Origin of the sequence: Actinoplanes sp. L3-i22, assembly GCF_019704555.1 — a bacterium.
Taxonomy (GTDB): Bacteria; Actinomycetota; Actinomycetes; order Mycobacteriales; family Micromonosporaceae; genus Actinoplanes.
The window spans coordinates 2,505,053-2,526,917 of the sequence record NZ_AP024745.1; the positions used below are offsets into that span (position 1 = coordinate 2,505,053).

A 21,865-nucleotide genomic window follows, 5' to 3' on the forward strand; every position below is an offset into this window, starting at 1 on the left:
CATCGTCACTCCGTAACAGGTATGAAGCCAGGTCCTCCGGCCAGCAATGTACGACCCGCTCGTTATCACCGGGTGACAAAATTCGACGATGACCACCCCGTGGCAGCGCGTGCCGACCGACCTCGCGGCGGCCATGCGGCCCCGTCTGCCGGCCACCGTCCCGGCGATCGCCGACGCGGTCACCGCGGCCAACCCGGCCCTGGCGGCGACCTCGAAAACCAAGGCCGAAACCTCAAGAACAAAATTCGACCGCGATTTGCGTACGGCGGTGCAGGTCGCCCTGGATCGCTTCCTCGACCTGGCCGGCACCGACGAGCCGGCCCTCCCGCCCCCGATCCGTGAGGTGTTCGTCGCCCTGGGCGCCGCCGAGGCCCGCGAGAACCGGGGCCCGGAGCTGCTGCTCGGCGCCCTGCGCACGGCGGCCCGGCTGCTGCTGCGGGCCGCGTCCCAGTCGCTCGCCGAGTCCCGCCCGGTCACCGTCGACGAGATCATCGACCTGTCCGACGCGACCAGTGCGTTCGTCGACGAGCTCGCCTCGGCCTGCACCGACGGCCTGGCCCGCCAGCTGCGCGAGCAGGCCGGCGAGGGGGACCGGCGCCGCCGCCGCGCCGCCGACCTGCTGTTACGTGGCGGCGCCCCGGCCGACGTGGCCCGCGAGGCGGTCACCGCGATCGGCTGGCCGGCCCTGGACCGGATCGTCCCGGTGCTGCTGCCGCCGGACCAGGCCCGCGACGCCCGGTTCCGGTTCGCCGCGGACGGGGTGGTCGCCGAGCGCGCCGGGGACGCGGTCCTGCTGCTGCGCTCCGGCCCACGCGCCGAGCGGCCGGTGCTGGCCGAGGCCCTGGCCGGCCGGGCCGCGGTGGTCGGCCCGGCCCTGCCGTGGGCCGAGGTCCCGGAGGCGGTCCGCCTCGCCGAGCGCGCCGGCGAGCTGATCGGAACCGGTCCGGACCCGGTCTTCGTCGAGGACCACTTCGCCGCCCTCGCGCTGCGCGGCGAGCCGGGCGCGCTGGCCGCCCTGTCGTCACGGCGCCTCGCCCCGCTGGCCGGCCTGCGCCCGGCCCAGCGCGAGCAGCTCCTGGTCACGCTGGCGTCCTGGTTGCGGCACTGGGGTTCGCGCGCGGCGGTGGCCGCGGAGCTCTTCGTCCACCCGCAGACCGTCAGCTACCGGCTGCACCGGCTGCGCGACCTGCTCGGCCCCGACCTCGACGACCCCACCGCCCGCTTCGAGCTGCAACTGGTCCTCACCCAGCGGACCTGACCCGCGCCCGGGCCAGCAGCATCCGCCGGGCCGGCCGCTCCACCGCGACGTTCAGCACCCAGGCCGCGGCCACTCCCAGGACCAGCGCGGACAGCGTCACCGCCGCCGCCCGTCCGGTGCTCAGGTCCGCGTCGCCGACCAGCAGATCGAACCGTTGCAACACCAGCAGGTGCACCAGATAGAACGCGAACGACAGCTCACCCAGCCGGACCGTCACCCGGTTCCGCCACGGGGTCCACCGGCCGGCCAGGTCCGACCGGGCGGCCGCGAGCAGCACCAGCGAGAAGCCGGGCAGGGTGTACGCGGCGACGTTCCACGGCTCCGGCACGTGCCCCGCGAACCGATAGCCGGCCACGGTCAGCACCGCGGCGGCGCCCCACAGCCTCGCCAGGTTCGGCGTGATTTTCCTGGTCAGACACGCGAGCACGAGCCCGCAGGCGAACTCGGGCAGCCGCCCCACCGGAGTCCAGTGGAAGACCCACTCGCCGTCCGGAACCACCAGCGGCCCGGCCACCGTCACCAGCCACGCGCCGACCGCGACCAGCACCAGAGCGTCCGTGCGCAGCCCCGCCACCCCGGCCGCCAGCAGCGGGAACAGCAGGTAGAAGAACGCCTCGCAGCTGAGCGTCCAGCTGACCGCGTTCACCCCCTGGTAGTAGGCGATGTCCGGCACCCAGGACTGGGTCAGCGTCAGGTTCGCGACCAGGATCCGCACTCCGGGGACCGGCCCGATCGCCAGCACCACCAGCGCGGTCACCAGGTGCAGCGGATAGACCCGGGCGAACCGCCGCCACCAGAACTCCCCGGTCCGCTCCCGCGCCGACGACCACATCAGCACGAAGCCGGACAGCACGAAGAAGAACGAGACCCCGGTCGACCCGGCCGCGAAGAGCCGCTCCTGGACCCGGGCCGCAACCCCGTCCGGAAACCAGCCGACGATCTGCAGATGAAAGCCGAACACCAGAAACGCCGCCACCCACCGCAGCCCGGTCAGCGACGGCAGCTGCCCACCCGGCGCCACCGCCCGCGCGCCGTTCCCGCCGTTCCCGCCGAGCGACGCCGCCTTCCCGCCGGGAGCCACCGCCGAAACGTAACACCCGATTAGTTCGCTTTCGCCGGGATTGGCCGAGCCGGCTCTCGCGACCCGGCCCGGCCGCCCCGCAGGTCACCGCCGGTGCGTCACGGCCCCAGGGTGATCTCGCTGACGGCGAGCCGCTCGGCCGGCGCGCCCGGGGCGGCGGCCGGTTCGTAGAGCTGGATCTCGTGTTCGCCGCGGGTCGCCGTGCCGGGCACCGGGAAGCTCAGGAACAGCTCGGTCACCCCCGGCGTGCCGAAGGCGGCGTACCTGATCAGCCGGTAGGTCACCGGCTGCCCGTCGAACCGCAGCTCCAGCGGGCTGCGGCGACCGGCGTGCCGGTAGGCGAGCACCGGGATCCACTCCCCGGCGCTCGCGGTGCCCGGCGTGACGAACCTGGTGCATGGCGTCGCCGGAGCCGAGGCCCCGGCGGGTGCGGCGACACCGGTGAGGAGACCGGCGAAGAGTACGAGCGGAGCCCAGCGTGTCCTGGTCATGACGTTCCCCTTCGGATCGTCGGGAGGTGGCTGACCATCCGGTTGTCGTCCGCTCCGGTTCCGGCCCGGCACCGCAGCGGTATCAGCCCGGTATCGGCACCGTTGACACCCGGGTTCACCAGGGCGGACAGTCCGAGGATGGCAGTGGCGGTGCTCGGTCCACTGACGATCGGCGGCGACGGGCCGCCGGTCCGGGTGGGGCCGCGCGACCGGGTCGTGCTGGCCGCCCTGGTGGCCGCCGGCGGCGAGGCGCTGCGCCTCGACCGGCTCGCCGAGGCGATCTGGGGCGATCGGCCGCCGCCCTCCTGGCGCAAGGTGCTGCACGGCTGCGTCGCGCGGCTGCGCCGGCGGCTCGGGGCGGCCGCGATCGTCACCGTGCCGGACGGCTACCGCATCGCCCTGGCGGCGAGCGAGATCGACGCCCGCTGCTTCGAACGGCTGCTCGGCCGGTCCCGCGAACTGCTGCTGCTGGATGCCCCCGACCACGCGCTGTTCGTCGCCGGGGAGGCCCTCGCCCTGTGGCGCGGCCCGGCCCTGCCCGAGCTGGAGGCGTGGGAACCCGGCCGGATCGAGGCCGGCCGGCTCGCCGAGCTGCGGCTGGACGCCGAGGAGTTGCGGGTCGAGGCGGCCCTGCGGGCGGGCCGGCAGATCGAGGTGCTGGCCGACGCACAGGCGCAGGTCGCCGCGGCGCCGTTGCGGGAGCGCCGGTGGGCGCTGCTCGCCGAGGCGCAGTACCGGTCCGGCCGGCAGAGCGAGGCCCTGGCCGGCCTGCGCCGCGCCCGGCAGGTGCTCGGCGCCGAGCTGGGCCTCGACCCGGGGCCGGAGCTGGCCGAGATCGAACGCGCGATCCTGCGGCAGGACCCGTCGTTGCGCCCGGTGCCGCCCCCGCCCGCCGAGTCGGCCTGCCCCTACCTCGGCCTGGTCGCCTACGACGTCGGCGACGCGGAGACGTTTTTCGGCCGGGCGGAGGAGACCGCCGAGTGTCTGCGCCGGCTCGCGGCCACCGGCGTGCTGGTCGTGGCCGGCGCCTCGGGCAGCGGCAAGTCGTCGCTGGTCCGGGCCGGGGTGGCGGCGGCCCTGCGTCGACCGGGCCGGCCGGTGACCGTGCTGCGTCCCGGCCACCATCCGATGGCGTCGCTGATCGCACTGCCCGCGTCGGGCCCGCCGCCGCCGCTCGTCGTCGACCAGTGCGAGGAGGTGGTGACCCTGTGCCGGGATCCGGCCGAGCGGGCCGCCTTCCTCGACGCGCTGGCCGCCCACGCGGAACGGGCGCCGCTGGTGGTGGCGCTGCGGGCGGACCGGCTCGGTGCGGTCGGCGACCATCCGGCCTTCGCCCGGCTGGTGGAGACCGGGCTCTATCTGCTCGGCGCCATGCGGGAACCGCAGCTGCGCACCGCCGTCGAGGAGCCGGCCCGGCACGCCGGACTGGTGCTCGAGACGGGTCTGGTGGACCTGCTGGTCCGCGACGTGGAAGGGGAGCCGGGCGCGTTGCCGCTGCTGTCGCACGCGCTGCGGCAGACCTGGCGGCGCCGCGCGGGCCGCACGCTCACCGTCGCCGGCTACCGGGCCATCGGCGGCATCCGCGGCGCGGTGGCGAACACCGCCGAGGACCTGTACGAGCAGACGCCGGCGGAATACCGGCCGGTGCTGCGCGACCTGCTGCTGCGCCTGGTCGCGGTCACCCCGGACGGCGAGGCCAACCGGGGCCGTGTCCCGCGCCGCCTCGTCACCACCGGCCCCGGCCAGGAGCAGGTGCTCGAGGATCTCGTCGCGGCCCGGCTGGTCACCGCCGACCGCGACACGGTGTCGCTGGCCCACGAGGCCCTCACCCGGGTGTGGCCGCGCCTGCGGTCCTGGCTGGACGAGGACGCGGAGGGCCAGCGGATCCGCCGGCACCTGAGCATCGCGGCCGACGCGTGGGAGGCGATGTCCCGGCCGGACAGCGAGCTCTACCGCGGCGCCCGGCTGGCCCGGGCCGCGGAGTGGCGCGACCGTGACGCGCCCGGCCTCAACCCCACCGAGGAGGCCTTCCTGACCGCGGCCCGCGACCTGGCCGACGCCGAGCGGGCGCTGGCCGTCCGGGCCCACCGCCGGCTGCGGATGCTGCTCGCCGCCGCGGTCGTGCTGCTGGTGGTGGCCGGTGGCGCCGCGGCGTACGCGGCACGCCAGGCGGATCGGGCCGGTGCGGCCGCCGTCGCCGCCGAGGCCCGCCGGATCAGCGCGCTCGCCCAGACCACCGGGAACGCCGACCAGTCGCTGCTGCTGGCGGCCGGCGCGGTACGGATGGACGACACCGCCGTCACCCGGGCCGGGCTGCTGGCCGCGCTGGCCCGCAATCCCCAGCTGATCGGCGCGCTCCGGGGCCCCGAGCGGGTGCCGAGCCGGCTGGGGATCAGCGGCGACGGCTCGGCGCTCGTCGTGCTCAACGGCGCGCACCTCGGCATCTTCGACACCCGCACCCAGGCCGGCTCCTGGCAGGCTGCCGAGGTGCCCGCCGACGAGTTCCCGGCCGCCGTGGCGATCCGGCCGGACGGCGGGCAGATCGCCATCCCGTACGGGTCGGTCGGAACGTCCGCGATCCGCCTCGTCGACCCCCGGCGGCCGGCCGTGCGGTCGGTCCAGGCGGTCCGGCCGGCCTTCGACGCGGCGGCCACGGCGGCCGCCTACAGCCCCGACGGGCAGCGGCTCGCGGTCGTCTACCGGATGGATCGGCACACGTTCTCCCAGGTCCGGGTCTGGTCGGTGGCCGCCTTCGACCGGCCGCCGGCGATCCTGACCACCGCGGCGTCCAGCGACGCGGTCCGGTTCAGCCGGGACGGGCGCCGGCTCTGCACCACCGGCCCCGAGGGGCAGGTGGTCTTCGACGTGGCCACCGGCCGCCGGCTCCGGTCCTACGCCCTGCCGGACCCGCCGCTGGAGCCGAGCCCCGACGGGCGGCTCTTCGCCGCCGCGGGGCCGCGCGCCGGCGAGGTCGTGCTGATCGATGCCGGCTCGGGCCGCGAGCGCGCCCGGCTCGCCGGCGGCGGCACCGCCCGGGTGCAGCAGCTGCGGTTCTCACCCGACGGGCGCCTGCTCGCCGCGGCCGCGGCCGACAACTCCACCACCGTGTGGACGCTCGCCACCCGCAAGCCCGCCGAGGTGCTGCACGGCCACGCCACCGCGGTCGTCGACATGGCGTTCGACCGGGACGCGGCCACGCTCTGGACCAGCGACCAGGAGGGCCTGACGCTGATCTGGGACCTGCGCGGCGAGCGGCGGTTCGTGGCGCACCGCGTGCTCCCGGACCTCGGCGGTCCCGCGATCACCGACGTCGCGATCGCTCCGGACGGCGGCACGGCCGCGTTCGCGTCGACCGTCACCGCCGGCGGCCGCCCGCACGGCCGGCTGAGCATCGTCGACCTGGGCAGCGGCCGGGCCCGGGCGGTGATCGACACCGGACCCGGCGGGCTGCGTGGCATCGCCTGGCGCCCGGGCGGTGGCCAGCTCGCGACGTCCGGCCAGGACGGGTTCGTCCGGGTCTGGAACTCGGCTACCGGCCGGCGGGTGGTCGAGCGTCAACTGTCGTACGCCGCGGTGCCCGGCCTCGTCTACTCCCGCGACGGCACCCGGCTGATCGTCACCGACGACCGGGTGCAGCAGCTGGACGCCGACCGCCTGCGGCCGGTCACCGAGCTGGTGCAGCTGCCCGGCGCGCCGGCCCAGCGCTCGGTGCTCAGCCCCGACGGGCGCACGCTGGTGGCGTTCGCCGCGCCGCCCGGCGGGACGGCCCGTACCGTCGCAGTAGTTGATCTTGATGATCATCGCTCCCGCGAGTGGGGGATCGGCGTCGCCGGGGTCGCGGCCGCCTTCGCCCCCGACGGCCGCCGCCTCGCCGTCACCGGCTACGCCGGCGAGGTGGAACTGCTCGACACGGCCACCGGCGCGCCGGTCCGGGCCGCGGTCGACGCCCACGACGGCCCGGCCGGCCCGGCCGCCTTCTCGGCCGACGGCCGGACGATCGTGGTCGGCGGCACCGACGGGCGGGTCACCGTGTGGGACGGCCGCACCGGCGAGCCGCTCGGCGCCATCGCCCCCGCGCCGCCGGGCGTGCGCACCTACCCCACGTTCCTGCCCGACGGGCACACCGTCCTGATCGTCTCCTCGGACGGGGCCACGCACACCTGGGACGCGCGCCCGGCCGAGTGGATCGCCGAGGCCTGCCGCATCGTCGGCCGCGACCTGACCCCGGCGGAACGCGCCCAGGCCGCCGGCGACCAGATGCCCGCGCACGCCTGCTGACCGTCGTTCCGCCGCCGACCCGGCCGCCCGCCGGCACAAGATTAGTACTAGTGTACGAATCTTGTCGGCGGGGCTGTCTGGCCCGGACCTACGACCGGGAGTGGGCGGCATGCGGATGACGCGAGCGACCGCGACACCGTGCCCGAGGGGCGCTGCCCGCCGTGAGCGGCCCGCCTCGTCGCCGCTGGCGGCCCCGGAGTCGGCGATCGTCGAGTACGCGCGCACCCTCGCCCGGCACGTCGACCGGACCGGGTCCGGCCCGGCGAGCTGGGCCTACCCGACCTCCGCGCATCTGCTGCTGGCCGAGGGCCGGCTGTTCACGCCCGCCCCGCTGTCGGCGGCGACCCGCCGGACGCCGGGCTGGCGCTGCTACCGCAACGCCGCGACCGTCGCCCGCCGGCACGGCCTGCTCTACGCCGAGGGCCTGGCGGCGACCCGGATCGCGGGCACGTTCTGGAGCTTCCCGCACGCGTGGTGCGTCACGCCGGAGGGCAACGCCGTCGACCCGACCTGGGAGTCCGGCCACGGCCTGGCCTACCTCGGCATCGCGCTCACCGACCCGGCCCACTGGCCGACCGACCAGCAGGGCAGCCTCCTCGAGGACCACGCCCACGGCACCCCGCTGCTGCGCGACGGCGTCCCCGACGACATGACCGCTCCACTGGGCCGCCCGATCCCGGCGCCGAGGCAGGGGATGCGTGGCGCTCCATTGAGGACTGACGGGCATTGTCTATGATCACTGTCTGGTGGCCGCCCTGTCGGAGGAGAGTTCGATGACCGATCCCGCGATCGACATGACCCGGCCGAGCAGTGCCCGGGTGTGGAACTACCTGCTGGGCGGCAAGGACAACTTCGCCGTCGACCGGGAGCTGGGGGAGGCGCTGCGGTCGGCGAACCCGGGGATCGCGGCGGTCGCCCAGTCCCAGCGGAAGTTCCTGAGCAACGCGGTCACGCTGCTCGCCGGTGAACTGGGCATCCGGCAGTTCCTGGACATCGGCACCGGGCTGCCGACCGCGGACAACACGCACGAGGTCGCACAGCGGACGGCGCCCGAGTCGCGGATCGTCTACGTCGACAACGATCCGCTGGTCCTCACCCACGCCCGCGCGCTGCTGACCAGCTCGTCCGAGGGCGCGACCGCGTACGTGGACTCCAACGTCGAGGACCCGGAGCGGATCCTGAGCGAGGCCGCCCGGACGCTCGACCTCAGCAAGCCGGTCGCGCTGACCATGATCGGCATTCTGGGCAACGTCGCCGACTACGCCGAGGCCCGCTCGATCGTCGAGCGGCTCCTCGCCGCCGTGCCGTCGGGCAGCTACCTGGCGGTGAGCGACGGGACGAGCACCAGCGCCCAGAGTGTGGAGAGCCAGCGGGTCGCCAGCAAGAGCGGCCACCCGTACAACCTGCGTACGCCCGAGGAGATCGGCGCCTACTTCGAGGGCCTGGAGCTGCTCGAACCCGGCCTGGTGCCGACCTCGCTGTGGCGGCCCGAGCCCGGGACCGAGCCGGCCGCCCTCGACGTCTACTGCGCGGTGGGCCGCAAGCCCTGACGCGCCACTCCGCTGCCGGCCCAGCGGCGTGCGGCCGTCGCGGATGAAACAACGACCACCGAAGATCAACCCCATGCCTGGGTACGACGTCAGCCCTGTCATGTTGACGTATTGACTGGATCGACTTGATTGATCAATGTTGACGCTCGTTGCGTACATGTACATGTTGATGTCATATGGACCGTCAACATGTACATGCACGGCAGTGCACAGACGCAGTGCACAGACGCAGTGCACAGGCGCAGTGCACAGGCGCAGTGCACAGACGCGGTGCGCTCGAGCGGCCGTCGCGGAGGAGACAGCGGCGAGCGGCGCTGACGGGTAACGGCTGAGCGGTGGCGCCGGCCGGGGTGGTTGGCGAGGATGTCGGGATGATCGACACGGCCCGGCGTCATGAATTTCGTGTGCTCGCGTCCGCTCACCCCAAACTGCCGGTGCTGCTCACCGCCGGCCGGTTCGCCCGGCGGCTGCGGCGGGTGCCGCGGATCGGGTGGGTCACCTCGGATCCGCTGACCGCGCGGCGGATCCTCAACGATCCGGAGCACTTCACGCTGCTCGGCGAGGGTGGCGTCGGCCACCTGTGGGCGCAGGTGCTCGGCGACTGGGTCTACGAGATCTTCGACGGGCCGGGGCACCACCAGCTGCGGACCCGGACCCGGGATCTGTTCACCGACGAGAACGCCCGCCTGCTCACCGAGCGGGTGGTCGGCCCGCGGCTGGCGGAGGCCGGTGCGGAGCTGCGGGCCGGGCGGACCGTCGACATCGCCGACCTGGCCCGGGTGCTGGTCGGCCGGATCGTCGCGGACCTGTTGCGGATTCCGGTGACCGAGGCGGGCGACGACGCGTACCGGAAGATTTTTGCCACCGGTGAGGAGCTCGCCTCCTTGGCCCTCGGCACCACCGCCTCCACTCACCTGGCCCCGGAGACGATCGCCCGGGCGAAGGTGATCGTGAGCCGGCTGACCGCGAACGTCGCCGGTTCCTGGCGGACCGCGCCGCCGGAGACCGTGCTCGGCCGCTGCCGTGAGCTGGGCCTGGAGCAGCAGCAGGCGGAGGGCCTGGCGACGCTGCTGATGGTGGCCGGGACCGAGACGGCGGCCAGCGCGATGGCCCGGACCGTGGCGCTGCTGCACGACACCGGCGCGCAGCATCGGCTGCTGCGGGAGCCGGAGCTGCTGCCCGACGCGGTGCGCGAGGGGCTGCGGGTGACCACGCCGGCGCCGCTGATCGGCCGCGCGGTCGCCGCCGACGTGACGGTCGACGGGCGGCTGCTGCGGGCCGGGGAGCGGGTCCTGATGCTGACCTACACCGCGAACAACGCGGCCGGCGGCTTCGACCTGGACCGCGGCTACCTTCCGGACCAGCGGCAACTCTGGTTCGGCGCGGGGCGGCACCTGTGCCTGGGCGCGCCGGTCGCCCGCGCCGAGATCACCGGGATGCTGCAGACCCTGCTGGACACCGGCCGCCCGTGGCGGATCGGCGGCCGCGCTTACCGCAAGCGGGTGCTGATCCCGTCCTACGCCGCGCTGCCGGTCTCGATCGCCGCGTAGACGTCGTACTCGTGGATCCAGCCGACCATCTGCGGCAGCCCCGCCAGCCGGGCGTTCCGCTCGTCGGCGGCCGGCCCGTCCGGCACCTGGAAACAGGTCGCGTTCGCTCGCGAGCCCAGCTGGATCTGCCGCGTCCGGGTCTTCCGTAGCTGCTCATAGCGCTGGAGTGCCTTTTCAAAAGACAAACCGATGGAGAGGTACGCCGCCAGGGCCGCCGCGTCCTCGACCGCCTGGTTCGTGCCCTGTCCGGCGTGCGGGAGCATCGGGTGGGCGGCGTCCCCGAGCAGCGTGACCCGGCCGGTGCTCCACCGTCGCAACGGCTCCCGGTCGTAGAGCGCCCACCGCCCGGTCTCCGCCGAGTTGGCCAGCAGCTCGGTGACGACCGGGCTCCAGCCCTGGAACGCGGCGACCGCCTCGGCCGGCTCGCACCGGGCCGACCAGGATTCGAGGGTCCATTCCGGGTCCGGCACATACGCCACGAAGTTGATCAGCTCGCCGCCGCGCACCGGATAGGCGACCAGGTGCCGGCCGGGGCCGAGGAAGAAGGTCAGCCCGAACCGGTCGCCGCCGGGCACCCGGTCGACCGGGACCAGGCCGCGGAAGCAGCTCATCGCCGAGAAGACCGGCTCCTCCGGGGCGGTCACGTGGTCGCGCACCGCGGAGCGCAGGCCGTCCGCGCCGACCACCACGTCCGCCTCGGCGGTCGACCCGTCCGCGAAGGTGAGCCCGACGCCGTCCGGCGACTCGTCCACGGCCACGCAGCGGTGGCCCAGGTGCGGCTCACCGTCGTACGCCGAAAGCAGTAATTGATGGAAATCGGCCCGGTGCAGACCCAGGAACGGGCCCCCGAACCGCTGCTCGTACCAGTCGCCCATCGGGTGCTCGAAGAAGATGTCGCCGCCGCGCCAGTGGTGGAACTCGATGCGATGCAGGTTCGCGGAGATGTCCCGAACCGCCTTGCCGAGACCGAGCGCGTCGAGCACCCGCATCCCGTTACCGCCCAGCGACACCCCGGCGCCGATCTCGCTCAGCTCGCTCGCCTGGTCGTAGACGTCGACCTGGAAGCCCTTCCGCTGCAACGCGATCGCCGCGGTCAGCCCGCCGATCCCCGACCCGACAACCGCAACCCGTGCCATGCCCAACCCCCGTGGTCGACCCTCGTCGAGGTAATCGAACCTCATTGAGGTCCACTGAGGAAGGGCATGGCGTTCCTAGGTTGATCAGTACTTCTGCTTGGTGACCGATCGGATCCAGGCCGCGATGTTGTCGGTGCGGGCGGCATTTTCCACGCCGGTGTGCGGGCAGCTGGGACCGTTGCTGACCACGCCGGCCAGGGTCGCGACGCCGCGGCGCTCGGTGAAGTACGGCGCGCCGGAGTCGTAGGGGCAGGGGGTGGTGTCCGGCTGCGGGGCGTAGCCGTTCAGCCCGAGCACCGCGTCGTCCACCGACACGATGATCAGCTGGCCGGTCTGCAGCCGGGTCGCCGGAACGGGGTTGGTGCTGGTCAGCGAGCCGTAACCGGTGACTCGCAGCACCGTGCCGACCTTCGGCTCGCGAAAGCCGACCCGGATCGGGCGCACGTCGCGGATCGGCTTCTCCAGCTTGGCCAGCGAGACGTCGGCGGTCGCGGACTGCTTGACCGCGACCACCTTGAGCTCGTGGCCGCCGGTGCCGGTCAGGTCGGTGCGACCGACGGTCGCGGTGGTCAGGTCGGCGACCGGGTACTCCACCCGGACGCCGTTGGCGTCCCGGAAGCAGTGCCCGGCCGTGATCACCCACTGCGGGGCGATCAGCGCGCCGGAGCAGGCGCTGTTGCGCCTGCCACCGTCCGCGGTGGGGATGCCGGTCATGGTGAGTTTGACGGAGAAGCGGTACTTGCCGATCGGCACGGGTTCGCCGTTGGCGACGGCGCTCGCGGGAACGGCGCTCCCGGCGAGCACGCTCAGGAAGGTGATGGCCGCGATGGCCCAGCGGGTCCTGCCTCGCACAGTGATAGTCCTTTCCGGACAGTCAGGCATCGGACCGTATCGACCCTAACCACTGAGTCAACCCGCAAACCTGACAAACGGGCCCCGGCTCGGTGCCGGGGCCCGTCCGTCTCAGGAGGCGGTGCAGGTCAGCGTGGGAGTGGTGACGTTGCCGGAGGCGATCAGACCGAATTCGGCGGAGGCGCCGGGCTGCAGGGCCCCGTTCCACGAGACGTTGCGGACGGTCGTGGTGGTTCCACTGACGGTCAGCGTGCCGTTCCAGACCTGACTGATCGACTGGCCGGAGCCGAGCGTCCAGGACACCGTCCAGCCGGACGTCACCCTGCTGCCCGCGGTGACCTTGACGGTCGCCTGGAAGCCGCCCTGCCACGCGCTCGCCACCGTGAGGACCGCGGTGCAGCCGGTCCCGGCGGGGATCGAGGGCGAGGTGGACGGGGAGGATGACGGCGAGGTGGACGGAGACGTCGAGGGGGACGTCGACGGCGAGGCCGAGGAGGACGACGGCGAGGCGGTCGGCGAGCTGGTCACCGGCGGGTTCGGCGCGGAGCTGGCCAGGCTGTACGCGAGGTCGGGCTGGAACGACCCGGCCGCGTACCTGCAGCCGTCGGCCTCACCGGGCGGCTTCACCCAGAGGTACGCGTCCACGTCGCCGTCGTTCGTCGCGGTCGTCGGGTAGGCCCCGATCCGCCGGTCGGTGTTGTCGTCCCCGCACCAGTCGCCGGACGCCCCGCCGTTGCGGCTGGTGTCCACGACCAGGTGCTTCCCGCTGACGCCGCGCCCGTTGAGCGCGCCGATGACCGCCTTGCCGAAGTTGACCTCGGCCGACGTGGCGTTGAAGTTCGACACGTTGGTGTAGAAGCCGTCCGCGTCCGCGACACCGGCCGCGACCAGACGGCCGGCCTGCTCGGCGGCGCTGTTCCAGGCCGAGTGGCCGGCGTCCAGGTAGACCTTGGCGTTCGGGTTCGCCGCCTTCAGCGTCCGGGTCGCGGTGGCCAGGGCCTGGTCGCGGGCGGTGATCTCGCTCGAGCTCAGGCACGTCTGCAGCGCGATCGAGTCCGGTTCCAGGATCACGATCGCGGTCCGGTTGCCGAGGTTCGCGGCGACCGCGTTGATCCAGCTCTGGTACTGGGTGAGGTCCGGCGCGCCGCCGGCGCTGGCGCCGCCGCAGTCCCGGTTCGGGATGGCGTAGGCGGTCAGGACCGGGATCTGGTTGGCGGCGTTCGCCGCGCCGACGTACGACGACACGTCCGCGCCGATCGTGGACAGGTTGAAGTTGCTCAGCCAGTGCGAGGCGGGCTGGCTGGCGACCTTGTCGCGGATCACGGCGGTCCGGGAGTCGTTCGGGTTGGCGGCCACCCACCGGGCGACCGCGGTGCCGGTGTCGCGGTAGAGGGCGCCGCTGATCGTGCCGGCTTCGGCGGTGCCGCCGGTGATCAGGACGGCGCCGGCCGCGACGGTGGCACCGGCGGCGGCCGCGGTGAGCCATCTGAGGCGAGGGGACATGGCTTTCCTCCGAGGGGAGAGGGGCCTTCTGGGAGCGCTCCCACCGTAACGATGCCGTCATCAGTTAGCAATCCGTGGGAATCGATGTCCGCCGCCGATGATCTTCAGGCGGTTCAGGGAATTGCGTGACCAGGGGTTTTAGGGCACCCTAAGCTAGGTAAGCCTAACCAGGTAAAGGTCTCCGGTTTTATAAAGGTGCTGCCCGATGTACGTCTGTATCTGTCACCGCGTCCGTGAACAGCAAGTGCGCGCCGCGATCCGTTGCGGGGCGCGGGACGAGGAGTCGGTCGGTGACGCCTGCGGAGCCGGGACCGGTTGTGGCAGCTGCCTGGACCGGATCGTCGACCTGATCGAGGAGGAGGGGAACACCGACACGCGACTACCGTCCGCCGCCTGACCGTTACGGGCAGTACGCTTACCCCCAGATAGCCATATTATGGGGGTATTTGGCATGCAAGGCGACGCCCGCGTCATCGAGTTCCTCAACGAGCAGCTCACTGCGGAACTGACCGCGATCAACCAGTACTTCCTGCACGGCAAGATGCAGGAGAACTGGGGTTACACCGTGCTCGCGAAGCACACCAAGGCCGAGTCCATCGACGAGATGCGGCACGCCGAGGTCCTCACCGACCGGATCCTGTTCCTCGAAGGGCTTCCGAACTACCAGAAGCTCTTCGCGCTGCGGATCGGTGAGACCGTCAAGGAGCAGTTCGAATGCGACATGAAGGTCGAGGTGGAAGCCGTCGACCGGCTGCGCCGCGGCCTGGAGTACATGCGCTCGATCGGTGACGTGACCTCCGCCCGGATCTTCGAGGACATCCTGAGCGACGAGGAACACCACGTCGACTACCTGGAGACCCAGCTCGGCCTGATCGAGAAGCTGGGCGAGGCGCTCTACCTGCAGAACGTCACGGAGCACCCGGAAGCGGGCTGACCACCGGTCGCGGTGGGCCGCAGGGGAGGGCGGCCCACGGCCCCGGCGCGGTCGTTCCGGCGGCGCGGCGTGAGGCGGCGCGGCCCGGGGTGACGCGGCCCGGGGCGGCGCGGCTCGGGGCGGCGCGGGTCAGCGGAAGCCGGTGAGGGTCAGCAGGACGAAGCCGGCGGCGGTCAAGGGCAGGGTGAACACCAGGACGATGCCGCGGCGGGGCCAGCCCGGGGTGATCAGCGCGGTGGTCGCCAGACCGAGAACGATCAGCACGGCCCCGGACGCCGCCTGGCCGCCGGCCGAATAGCTCGGGTCGCCGATCCGGCGCAGCTGCAGCGCGGCCTCGGCGAACAGGACCGCGCCCGGCAACGCCAGCGCGACGTCGCGCAGCAGCCGGGGCACGCTCGCGCGGCGGGCCAGCACGCCACCGGTGCCGAAGACCAGGGCGGCGATCACTCCGAACCCCGCCCAGAGCACGGCGTTGGCATCCCACATGTTCCTCAGGTCGTCGTGCTGGATCACCGCCGCGGCCAGGTAATACGCCGGGACGGCGACGACCAGCTGGACTATCGCGGCGAGCACGCCGACCGGCAGGCTCCACCGGTTGAGCAGGGTCAGCAGGAACGCCGCCACCGCCCAGACCGCGATCGAGTTCCCCAGGTCACCCAGCGGGAACGGCACGAACTTGATCCACACGAAGTCGAGGACCCCGAGCAAGAGCCCGGCCACCGGCGCCACCAGCACCGCCGGGCGGGCCGGTCGGCTCCCGGCGGCCTCGCGTGGACTCCGGAGCACCTCATCGATCTGCATGCCAAGAGCCTAGGAACCCCGGGCATGCCCGCACATCCGACTTCGGTAGGGGTGCGCCGCGCGGCCGATCGGCCGAATGGCCGACCCCGGCGCGGGGCCGTCCGGGAACCATGCCGGGCCCGACCCGGGCACGGCGATCCCGGCGGGTCATCCGAGGACCACGGTCATCTCCACGCGGCGGTTCTCGGCGCGGTGCTCCGCGGTGTCGTTCGGCGCTTTCGGGCGGGCCTCGCCGTACCCGGCGGCGGTCAGCCGGTCCCCGGCGACGCCGAGTTCCAGCAGGCCGGAGCGGACGGCGTCGGCCCGGGCGTGGCTGACCGCGAGGTTGGTGGCCTCCGAACCGCGGTCGTCGGTGTGCCCGTCGATCCGGACCTTCGCGCTCGGGTTCGCGGTCAGGAGCGCGGCGACGTCCGTCAGGGACTCCCGCGAGGCCTCGGTCAGCTCGGCGCTTCCGGTCCGGAATTCCAGCGGGGGTACGGCGGAGAGCTGCGGCTGCAGGTCGGCGACGGTCACCCGGTCGACGACCGGGACGCCGGCCCGCCCGGCGGTGTCGAGCAGGGCGGTCCGGGTGGTCTCGGCCGCGGCGCTGCCGCTGAGGGTCAGGGTGCCGGACTCGAGCCGTACCCCCAAGTCGTTGATTTTGATCGGAAGTGCGCGCAGCAGGGTGGGCAGGGCGGTGAGCGCGGCGTCGGCCGTGACCCGGTCGTCCACCGCGACCCGGTCGTCGACCGTGCCGAACGTCGCGGCGGCGGCGTCCCGCAACGTGGTCTTCGTCTCGGTGGTCGGCACCGTGCCGGTCAGCGTGGCCCCGCCCGCGGCCGCGGCCAGCAGGAACGTCGCGGGCGTGGGAACCGCGGGGGCCACCACCGTGACGCGGACCGCGCGGACGCCGCGGATCCCGGCCACGACCGGAGCGGCGCGGTCGGCCCGGGCTCGGGTCTCGGCCACGATCAGGGCGTCCCGGCCGGCGAAGGAGACCTTCGCGTCGGCCTGCCCGGCGGCGGTGAGGGCCTGGGCGGAGCGGTGCGTGAGGTCGTTCTCGATGTGTTGCCGGTTCGGGCCGAGCTGGGCGGTGAGCAGGCCGGCCAGGCCGAGGACGGTGAGCAGCAGGGCGAGCCAGAGGCGCCGGTTGGCAGTGATCATCGCGCGGCCTCGGCGTTCTTGGCGATGACGTCGCGGGCGATGGCGTCCTGGGCGGCCTCGGTGTCGCGGCCGGCGATCAGGCGGGCGGTGAGCTCGGCGAACGCCGCCTCCTCACCGTCCGCGAGCAGGCGGGCCTGACGGCTCCAGGTGACGATGCTCGGCGCGAAGGTCATCCCGGCGGCCCGGATGGCGCGGCGTTTCGTGTCGTCGCCGGCCTCGGCCAACTGGGCGAAGGTGCGGATCCCGGCGGCCCGTAGCGCATCGGCCATCTTGGGGCCGATGCCCTCGATCCGTTCCAGCTCGTCGTTCTGGATCTCCATCGGCTGTTCGGTTGCCGGCGCCGCGGACTTCCGGGGGCGGGGCTTCGGTTTGGAAGCCTTTTCGGGGTTGTCCCGATTTGCCTCGGGGACCGTTTCCGGAACCTCGCTCACGGTGACCGTTTCCGTGCTTTCCAGCTTTTTCTGAGGAGCCGTGGAAACGGTCGTGGAAACGGCTTCCGGCTTCCGGGCGCGACGCACGGTCAGGCGGCCGACGATGATGCCGAGCAGGAACGCGAGCAGGATGAAGACGAGTGATTGGCCGATGAACCAGGTCACGATGACCTCCGGAAAAGGGCGCGGAGAAGCGCCGTGGAGCGAGCGGGAAAATGGTGTTTCGAGGGGGTAGCGCGCGATACCGGATTTCCCGCGTCCGGGAGCCGTGACAAGATCAGAATATAGCCTCGCGTGCATCTGGCAAAATGCACTCCCGGAATGCAGTGGGTAGGTGTTCCACTACGGAATGAATGACATTTGCGGGGTTGCCCGCGGTGGCATTCCGGGCGATCGTGGTGAGGTGGGGTCTCGCGCCGGAGATCGGCGATACGTAGACTGCCGCCGCCCGTCCGGATGATCCACAGGAGTGCCACAGGTGCCCGCTTCGCAACTGGGATCCGACCCCGACCAGACCGCGGTCGCCGCCGCCGTCCCGCGGCCCCGGCGCTCCACCGAGAACACCGGCACCGCGGTGACCGCCCCGGCGGAGACCGCGCGGACCGGTCTCGCCGCCGCCTGGCCGGCCCTCGTGCTCTACGCGGTGCTGCGCGCGATCGGTCTCGCGGTCGTCTGGGTGTTCGCCGCCGAGCAGCACAAGAGCCTGCTCAAGCTGCTCGGCAACTACGACGCGGCCTGGTACGTGACGATCGTCCAGCGCGGCTACGACACGGGGATCCCGCTCACCCCGGCCGGCGGCCTGGCCACCACGAACCTGGCGTTCTTCCCGCTCTTCCCCGGCCTGACCGCGATCGCCGACCCGGTCCTGCCGGGCGGGGCGGACGTGGCCGGCATCGCGGTCTCCTGGCTGGCCGGGATCGCCGCGGCCTGGGGGATCTACGCGCTCGGCGCGCACGTGCGCGGCCGGACCGCCGGGATCCTGCTCGCCGGCCTGTGGGCGGTCATCCCGCACGGCTTCGTCGAGTCGATGGGGTACACCGAGACGCTGTTCACGGCGCTCGCCGCCTGGTCGCTGCTCGCGCTGCTGCGCCGGCAGTGGATCACCGCCGGGGTGCTGTGCACGCTGGCCGGGCTGACCCGGCCGACCGGCTCGGCGCTGATCGCGGTGCTCGGGGTGAGCGCGCTGATCGCCGTCGTGCGGCGCCGGGACGGGTGGCGGCCCTGGGTGGGCGGGGCGATCGCGCCGCTCGGGTTCGTCGGCTACATCGTCTGGGTCGGGGATCGGCTCGGACGGGCGGACGGCTACTTCCACGTGCAGAAGGACGCCTGGAAGATGTCGTACGACTTCGGTCAGTACACCCTGCGGACCGCGCACGGGCTGCTGGTCAAAGCGGGCGCGCCGAACATGTACGTGGTGACGCTGGTCGTCCTGATCGCGTTCGCGCTGCTGCTGGTCCTGGCCACGGACAGGCTTCCGTGGCAGCTGACCGCGTACTCGGCGATCATCCTGGCCATGTCGTTCTTCGGGGACGGGTACTACCACTCCAAGGCGCGGCTGCTGATCCCCGCGGTGCCGCTGCTGATTCCGGTCGCGGCGGCGCTGGCCAGGTCGCGCCGGACGGTGGTCGTCGCGGTGCTCGGTCTGCTCACCCTGGTGTCGGCGCTCTACGGGGTCTACCTCAGCCTGGTGTGGCACCACTCCCCGTGACCCGGCCGCGTCACCCAACCTCGGCTCGGCTAGTTGACCCCTCGGACCTTCATGATCGAAGGACGGGGGAGCGGTGGACATCACACAGCGACGGCGGACGGCCGCGCCACCACGCGGCGGAGGGCGGCTCGCGGTCGTCGACGGGCTGCGCCTGTGCGCGGCGCTCGCGGTGGCGATGTTCCACTACACGGCGATCAACTCGGTCGCGTTCTGGGGCGATCGGGCGCCGTTCGGGCGGCTGGCGCACCTGACCGCGTACGGATGGCTGGGTGTGGAATTGTTTTTCATGATCAGCGGGTTCGTCATCTCGCTGAGCGCGTGGGGTCGGACCGCCGGAGGATTCGCGCGGTCCCGGCTGATCCGGTTGTTCCCGGCCTACTGGGCGGCGGTGCTGCTGACCGCGGCGGTGGCGGTGCTGGTGCCGACGTTCGGGCTGCCGGTGAACGCGCGGCAGGTGGTGGTGAACCTGACCATGCTGAACGAGCCGCTCAAGGTGACCTCGGTGGACCTGTCGTTCTGGACGCTCTGGGCCGAGGCGCGGTTCTACCTGCTGTTCGGACTGCTGGTCTGGGCCGGGCTCAGCCGGGGGCGGGTGCTGTGGTTCGGGTACGCGTGGCTGATCGGGGCGGTGATCTCGGTGAACTCGGGGATGCCGGTGCTGGTCACGGTGCTGCAGCCGGCGTATGCGCCGTATTTTGTGGCGGGGATCGGGTTCTTCCTGATCCATCGGTTCGGGTCGGATCTTCGGCACTGGGGGCTGGTCGGGCTGGCCTGGGCGCTCGCCATCTACTCGGTCGGGGCGCGCGTCGAGCACTCCGCCAGGACTGAGCATCGGCCGCTGTCGGTGACCGTGGCGATGCTGATCGTCACGGGGTTCTTTCTGGTGCTGGCGGTGGTGGCGGTGGGCTGGACGGCGCGGATCCGGTGGCGGTGGCTGACCACGGCGGGGTTGCTGACCTATCCGTTCTATCTGTTGCACCAACGGGTCGGGGGGACCCTGCTTCAGCATTTTCACTTCCTTCCCCGGTACGGGGCGTTGGGCGCGGTTGTGGGGGTGATGCTGGTCGTGGCTTGGCTGTCGCATCGGTTCCTGGAGCGGCCGTTGGCTGGATATCTTCATCGGCGGCTGGCGCCGGGGGCTGTTGATGTGGTTCGCGGCGCTCGCTCGGGTGTTTTGTCTGGCTCGGGGGCTGCGGCTGTTTCGGGCGTGGCGGCTGTTTCGGGGGCGGGTGGGCACAGCGAGGCGGTGGCGATCGCCGCTGAGGAGCCGGCTCCGGGTGCGGTCGGGGCGTGGGCGAACACGGTTACGCAGCGGACCACCAGTCCCTGAGCCGGCCCGCCGCCCGGCGGGGATCAGCAGTCGAGGGCCTGGGTGGACAGCCAGGTGGCCAGGCCGGCGCGGTCGATCAGGGTGATCCGGCAGCGCAGCGCGACCTCGCGGGCCTGCGCGGTGGGGCGCCCGGTGGTCACCAGCAGGGCCACGTCGGCGCCGTGGATCTCCCGGGCGGTGCCGGCGAAGCGCTGGACGTGCGGGCTGCCCAGATTGCCGGCGAACCGTTTGCACTGGACGACCACGCGGCGGCCGTCCCGCGTGCAGGCGAACACGTCGGCGCCCATGTCGCCGCTGCCGCCGACCACCCGGACGCCGCGGAACCCGCTGGCCCGCATCAGCCGGGCGGTGAAGTGCTCGAACTGCTCGCCGGTCATGCCGTCGGTGACCGCGACCTCGCGCTCGTGCGCGGCGATCCGGCGGCGCTCGGCGGCCCACAGCCAGGTCGCTAGGGCCGCCGCCGCGGTCAGGCCGAGGGCGATCAGGGTGGCCGCCAGAGGGTGTGCCCGGGCCTGCTCGACCAGCACGAACAGCAGGGCGATGAGCCCGAGGCCGGCGATCGCGGTGAGGGGACCCTGGGTTCCGGCTTTTCGTCGCCGGCGTCTTCGTCGAGCCATGCCTGCACGGTAGGCGACCGGTACGACACCTTTGGTGATCGTCATTCGTCCGTCCCGCTGAGTTGGGTGCTCGCCGGGTCCATGGTCGGGCTTGCTTGCTGGGCTCGCTGGGCCTGTTTGCTGGCCTTGCTTGCCGGGCTCGCTTGCCGGGCCTTATGGGGCGGGCGCGCGAGTTCGGTGCGTGAGCCGGGTCGCAATCCTTGGCAAGAGGCCAGTGGCCTCTTATGCTTGGGTGCGTAAGGTTCCACTGGCCTCTTAGGGCTGGCGGTGCGGATGAGGGGGAGACATCATGAACAACGTCTGGCTGATCACGGGCACCTCGCGTGGGCTGGGCCGGCAGATCGCCGAGTCGGCTCTCGAGGCCGGCCATCGCGTGGTCGCGACCGCGCGGCGGCCCGAGCAACTCGATGACCTGGTCGCGAAGTATGGCGAGCAGGTCCGGGCGATCGCCCTGGATGTCACCGATCCGGCTGCCGCGCGTGCCGCGATCGACGTCGCGGTGCAGGCGTTCGGGCGGCTCGACGTGCTGGTCAACAACGCCGGCTATGCGGATGTCGCGGCGATCGAGGACATGCCGGAGGACGAGTTCCGGGCGCAGATCGAGGCGAATTTCTTCGGCGTCGTCAACGTCACGCGGGCCGCGCTGCCGGTCATGCGCCGGCAGGAGAGTGGGCACATCATCCAGGTCTCGTCGGTCGGCGGCCGGGTCGGCGGGCCGGGCCTCGGCGCCTACCAGTCGGCGAAATGGGCGGTCGGCGGGTTCTCCGAGGTGCTGTCGCGGGAGGTCGCGGCGTTCGGGATCCGGGTGACGATCGCCGAGCCCGGCGGGATGCGGACCGACTGGGCGGGCACCTCGATGGCCACGCACCCGATCAGCAAGGACTATCGGCCGGTCATCGAGCCGGTGGTGGCCCGCATGCGCGCCGCCGACGGCACCCAGCCGGGTGACCCGGTGCGCATCGCCGAGGTGCTGATCGACGTGGCCGCCGACCCGCAGCCGCCGCTGCACCTGCTGCTCGGCTCCGACGCTGTCGCGGTCGCCCAGGCGCAGGCCGAGCGGATCGCCATCTCGGACGCACGGTGGCGCACGGTCAGCGAGTCGGTGAGCTACAAGCGGTAAGGGTCGGTGGGCTACGAGAGGTAAGGGTCGTTGGCCTGTCGGCGGTGAGAGTCGGCGGGCGATAGGCGGCGAGGGGCGGTGG

Annotated in this window: 19 protein-coding genes; 10 read left to right on the top strand and 9 right to left on the bottom strand. The window is 72.8% G+C overall.

Annotated features, from left to right (window positions below; genetic code table 11):
• Positions 1–88: 88 nt before the first annotated feature.
• Positions 89–1,258 carry a PucR family transcriptional regulator gene (locus L3i22_RS11285; protein ID WP_221326910.1) on the top strand — a complete coding sequence of 390 codons (1,170 nt, stop codon included), beginning with the start codon at positions 89–91 and terminating at the stop codon, positions 1,256–1,258.
• On the opposite strand, the gene L3i22_RS11290 is transcribed toward L3i22_RS11285, so the two are convergent.
• Both L3i22_RS11290 and L3i22_RS11295 read right to left on the bottom strand, forming a co-directional pair.
• Complete coding sequence (locus L3i22_RS11290) at positions 1,242–2,339, bottom strand: acyltransferase (RefSeq protein ID WP_221326911.1); 1,098 nt, start codon at positions 2,337–2,339, stop codon at positions 1,242–1,244. The two genes, L3i22_RS11285 and L3i22_RS11290, sit on opposite strands and share 17 nt — an antisense overlap.
• 98 nt (positions 2,340–2,437) lie before the next feature.
• Positions 2,438–2,830, bottom strand: coding sequence for a hypothetical protein (locus L3i22_RS11295; RefSeq protein ID WP_221326912.1), 393 nt, complete (start codon positions 2,828–2,830; stop codon positions 2,438–2,440).
• Between the two features lie 138 nt (positions 2,831–2,968).
• On the opposite strand from L3i22_RS11295, the gene L3i22_RS11300 reads away from it, so the two are divergent.
• The 4 genes from L3i22_RS11300 to L3i22_RS11315 all read left to right on the top strand — a co-directional run bounded on the left by L3i22_RS11300 (position 2,969) and on the right by L3i22_RS11315 (position 10,208).
• Positions 2,969–7,108, top strand: coding sequence for a BTAD domain-containing putative transcriptional regulator (locus L3i22_RS11300; protein WP_221326913.1), 4,140 nt, complete (start codon positions 2,969–2,971; stop codon positions 7,106–7,108).
• 109 nt (positions 7,109–7,217) lie between these two features.
• Positions 7,218–7,844: a hypothetical protein gene (locus tag L3i22_RS11305; RefSeq protein ID WP_221326914.1), complete on the top strand. Its 627-nt coding sequence runs from the start codon at positions 7,218–7,220 to the stop codon at positions 7,842–7,844.
• Positions 7,845–7,881: 37 nt separating this feature from the next.
• Positions 7,882–8,658, top strand: coding sequence for an SAM-dependent methyltransferase (locus tag L3i22_RS11310; RefSeq protein ID WP_221326915.1), 777 nt, complete (start codon positions 7,882–7,884; stop codon positions 8,656–8,658).
• Positions 8,659–9,029: 371 nt separating this feature from the next.
• Positions 9,030–10,208 carry a cytochrome P450 gene (locus tag L3i22_RS11315; protein WP_255658119.1) on the top strand — a complete coding sequence of 393 codons (1,179 nt, stop codon included), beginning with the start codon at positions 9,030–9,032 and terminating at the stop codon, positions 10,206–10,208.
• On the opposite strand, the gene L3i22_RS11320 is transcribed toward L3i22_RS11315, so the two are convergent.
• From L3i22_RS11320 to L3i22_RS11330, 3 genes are all read right to left on the bottom strand, one after another.
• Positions 10,175–11,344 carry an FAD-dependent monooxygenase gene (locus L3i22_RS11320; protein ID WP_221326916.1) on the bottom strand — a complete coding sequence of 390 codons (1,170 nt, stop codon included), beginning with the start codon at positions 11,342–11,344 and terminating at the stop codon, positions 10,175–10,177. The genes L3i22_RS11315 and L3i22_RS11320 overlap by 34 nt on opposite strands.
• 84 nt (positions 11,345–11,428) lie before the next feature.
• On the bottom strand, positions 11,429–12,196 hold the full coding sequence (locus L3i22_RS11325; protein WP_255658120.1) for a trypsin-like serine protease: 768 nt from the start codon (positions 12,194–12,196) through the stop codon (positions 11,429–11,431).
• 111 nt (positions 12,197–12,307) lie between these two features.
• Positions 12,308–13,699: a glycoside hydrolase family 6 protein gene (locus L3i22_RS11330; protein WP_221326918.1), complete on the bottom strand. Its 1,392-nt coding sequence runs from the start codon at positions 13,697–13,699 to the stop codon at positions 12,308–12,310.
• Between the two features lie 205 nt (positions 13,700–13,904).
• Between L3i22_RS11330 and L3i22_RS11335 the strand changes: the two genes are divergently transcribed.
• Positions 13,905–14,096 carry a bacterioferritin-associated ferredoxin gene (locus L3i22_RS11335; RefSeq protein WP_221326919.1) on the top strand — a complete coding sequence of 64 codons (192 nt, stop codon included), beginning with the start codon at positions 13,905–13,907 and terminating at the stop codon, positions 14,094–14,096.
• Positions 14,097–14,150: 54 nt separating this feature from the next.
• The gene (bfr, locus tag L3i22_RS11340) at positions 14,151–14,633 is read left to right on the top strand and encodes a bacterioferritin (RefSeq protein WP_221326920.1); all 483 of its coding nucleotides are present in this window, start codon (positions 14,151–14,153) and stop codon (positions 14,631–14,633) included.
• A gap of 129 nt (positions 14,634–14,762) precedes the next feature.
• Here bfr and L3i22_RS11345 read toward each other — a convergent pair whose 3' ends face one another.
• The 3 genes from L3i22_RS11345 to L3i22_RS11355 all read right to left on the bottom strand — a co-directional run bounded on the left by L3i22_RS11345 (position 14,763) and on the right by L3i22_RS11355 (position 17,173).
• On the bottom strand, positions 14,763–15,434 hold the full coding sequence (locus L3i22_RS11345) for a DUF6518 family protein (RefSeq protein WP_221326921.1): 672 nt from the start codon (positions 15,432–15,434) through the stop codon (positions 14,763–14,765).
• Positions 15,435–15,581: 147 nt separating this feature from the next.
• Complete coding sequence (locus L3i22_RS11350; protein ID WP_221326922.1) at positions 15,582–16,577, bottom strand: OmpA family protein; 996 nt, start codon at positions 16,575–16,577, stop codon at positions 15,582–15,584.
• Complete coding sequence (locus L3i22_RS11355; protein WP_255658123.1) at positions 16,574–17,173, bottom strand: DUF4332 domain-containing protein; 600 nt, start codon at positions 17,171–17,173, stop codon at positions 16,574–16,576. The genes L3i22_RS11350 and L3i22_RS11355 overlap by 4 nt, the downstream gene beginning before the upstream one ends.
• A 313-nt stretch (positions 17,174–17,486) precedes the next feature.
• Here L3i22_RS11355 and L3i22_RS11360 point away from each other — a divergent pair, with 313 nt between their 5' ends.
• Together L3i22_RS11360 and L3i22_RS11365 are read left to right on the top strand one after the other, a co-directional pair.
• Positions 17,487–18,716: a hypothetical protein gene (locus L3i22_RS11360; RefSeq protein ID WP_255658124.1), complete on the top strand. Its 1,230-nt coding sequence runs from the start codon at positions 17,487–17,489 to the stop codon at positions 18,714–18,716.
• A 73-nt stretch (positions 18,717–18,789) separates the two neighbouring features.
• Complete coding sequence (locus L3i22_RS11365) at positions 18,790–20,046, top strand: acyltransferase (RefSeq protein ID WP_221326924.1); 1,257 nt, start codon at positions 18,790–18,792, stop codon at positions 20,044–20,046.
• Between the two features lie 23 nt (positions 20,047–20,069).
• On the opposite strand, the gene L3i22_RS11370 is transcribed toward L3i22_RS11365, so the two are convergent.
• The gene (locus L3i22_RS11370; protein ID WP_221326925.1) at positions 20,070–20,663 is read right to left on the bottom strand and encodes a restriction endonuclease; all 594 of its coding nucleotides are present in this window, start codon (positions 20,661–20,663) and stop codon (positions 20,070–20,072) included.
• Between the two features lie 289 nt (positions 20,664–20,952).
• Here L3i22_RS11370 and L3i22_RS11375 point away from each other — a divergent pair, with 289 nt between their 5' ends.
• A complete protein-coding gene (locus tag L3i22_RS11375; RefSeq protein ID WP_221326926.1) occupies positions 20,953–21,783 on the top strand; it encodes an oxidoreductase in 831 nt (276 codons plus the stop codon).
• Positions 21,784–21,865: the final 82 nt, after the last annotated feature.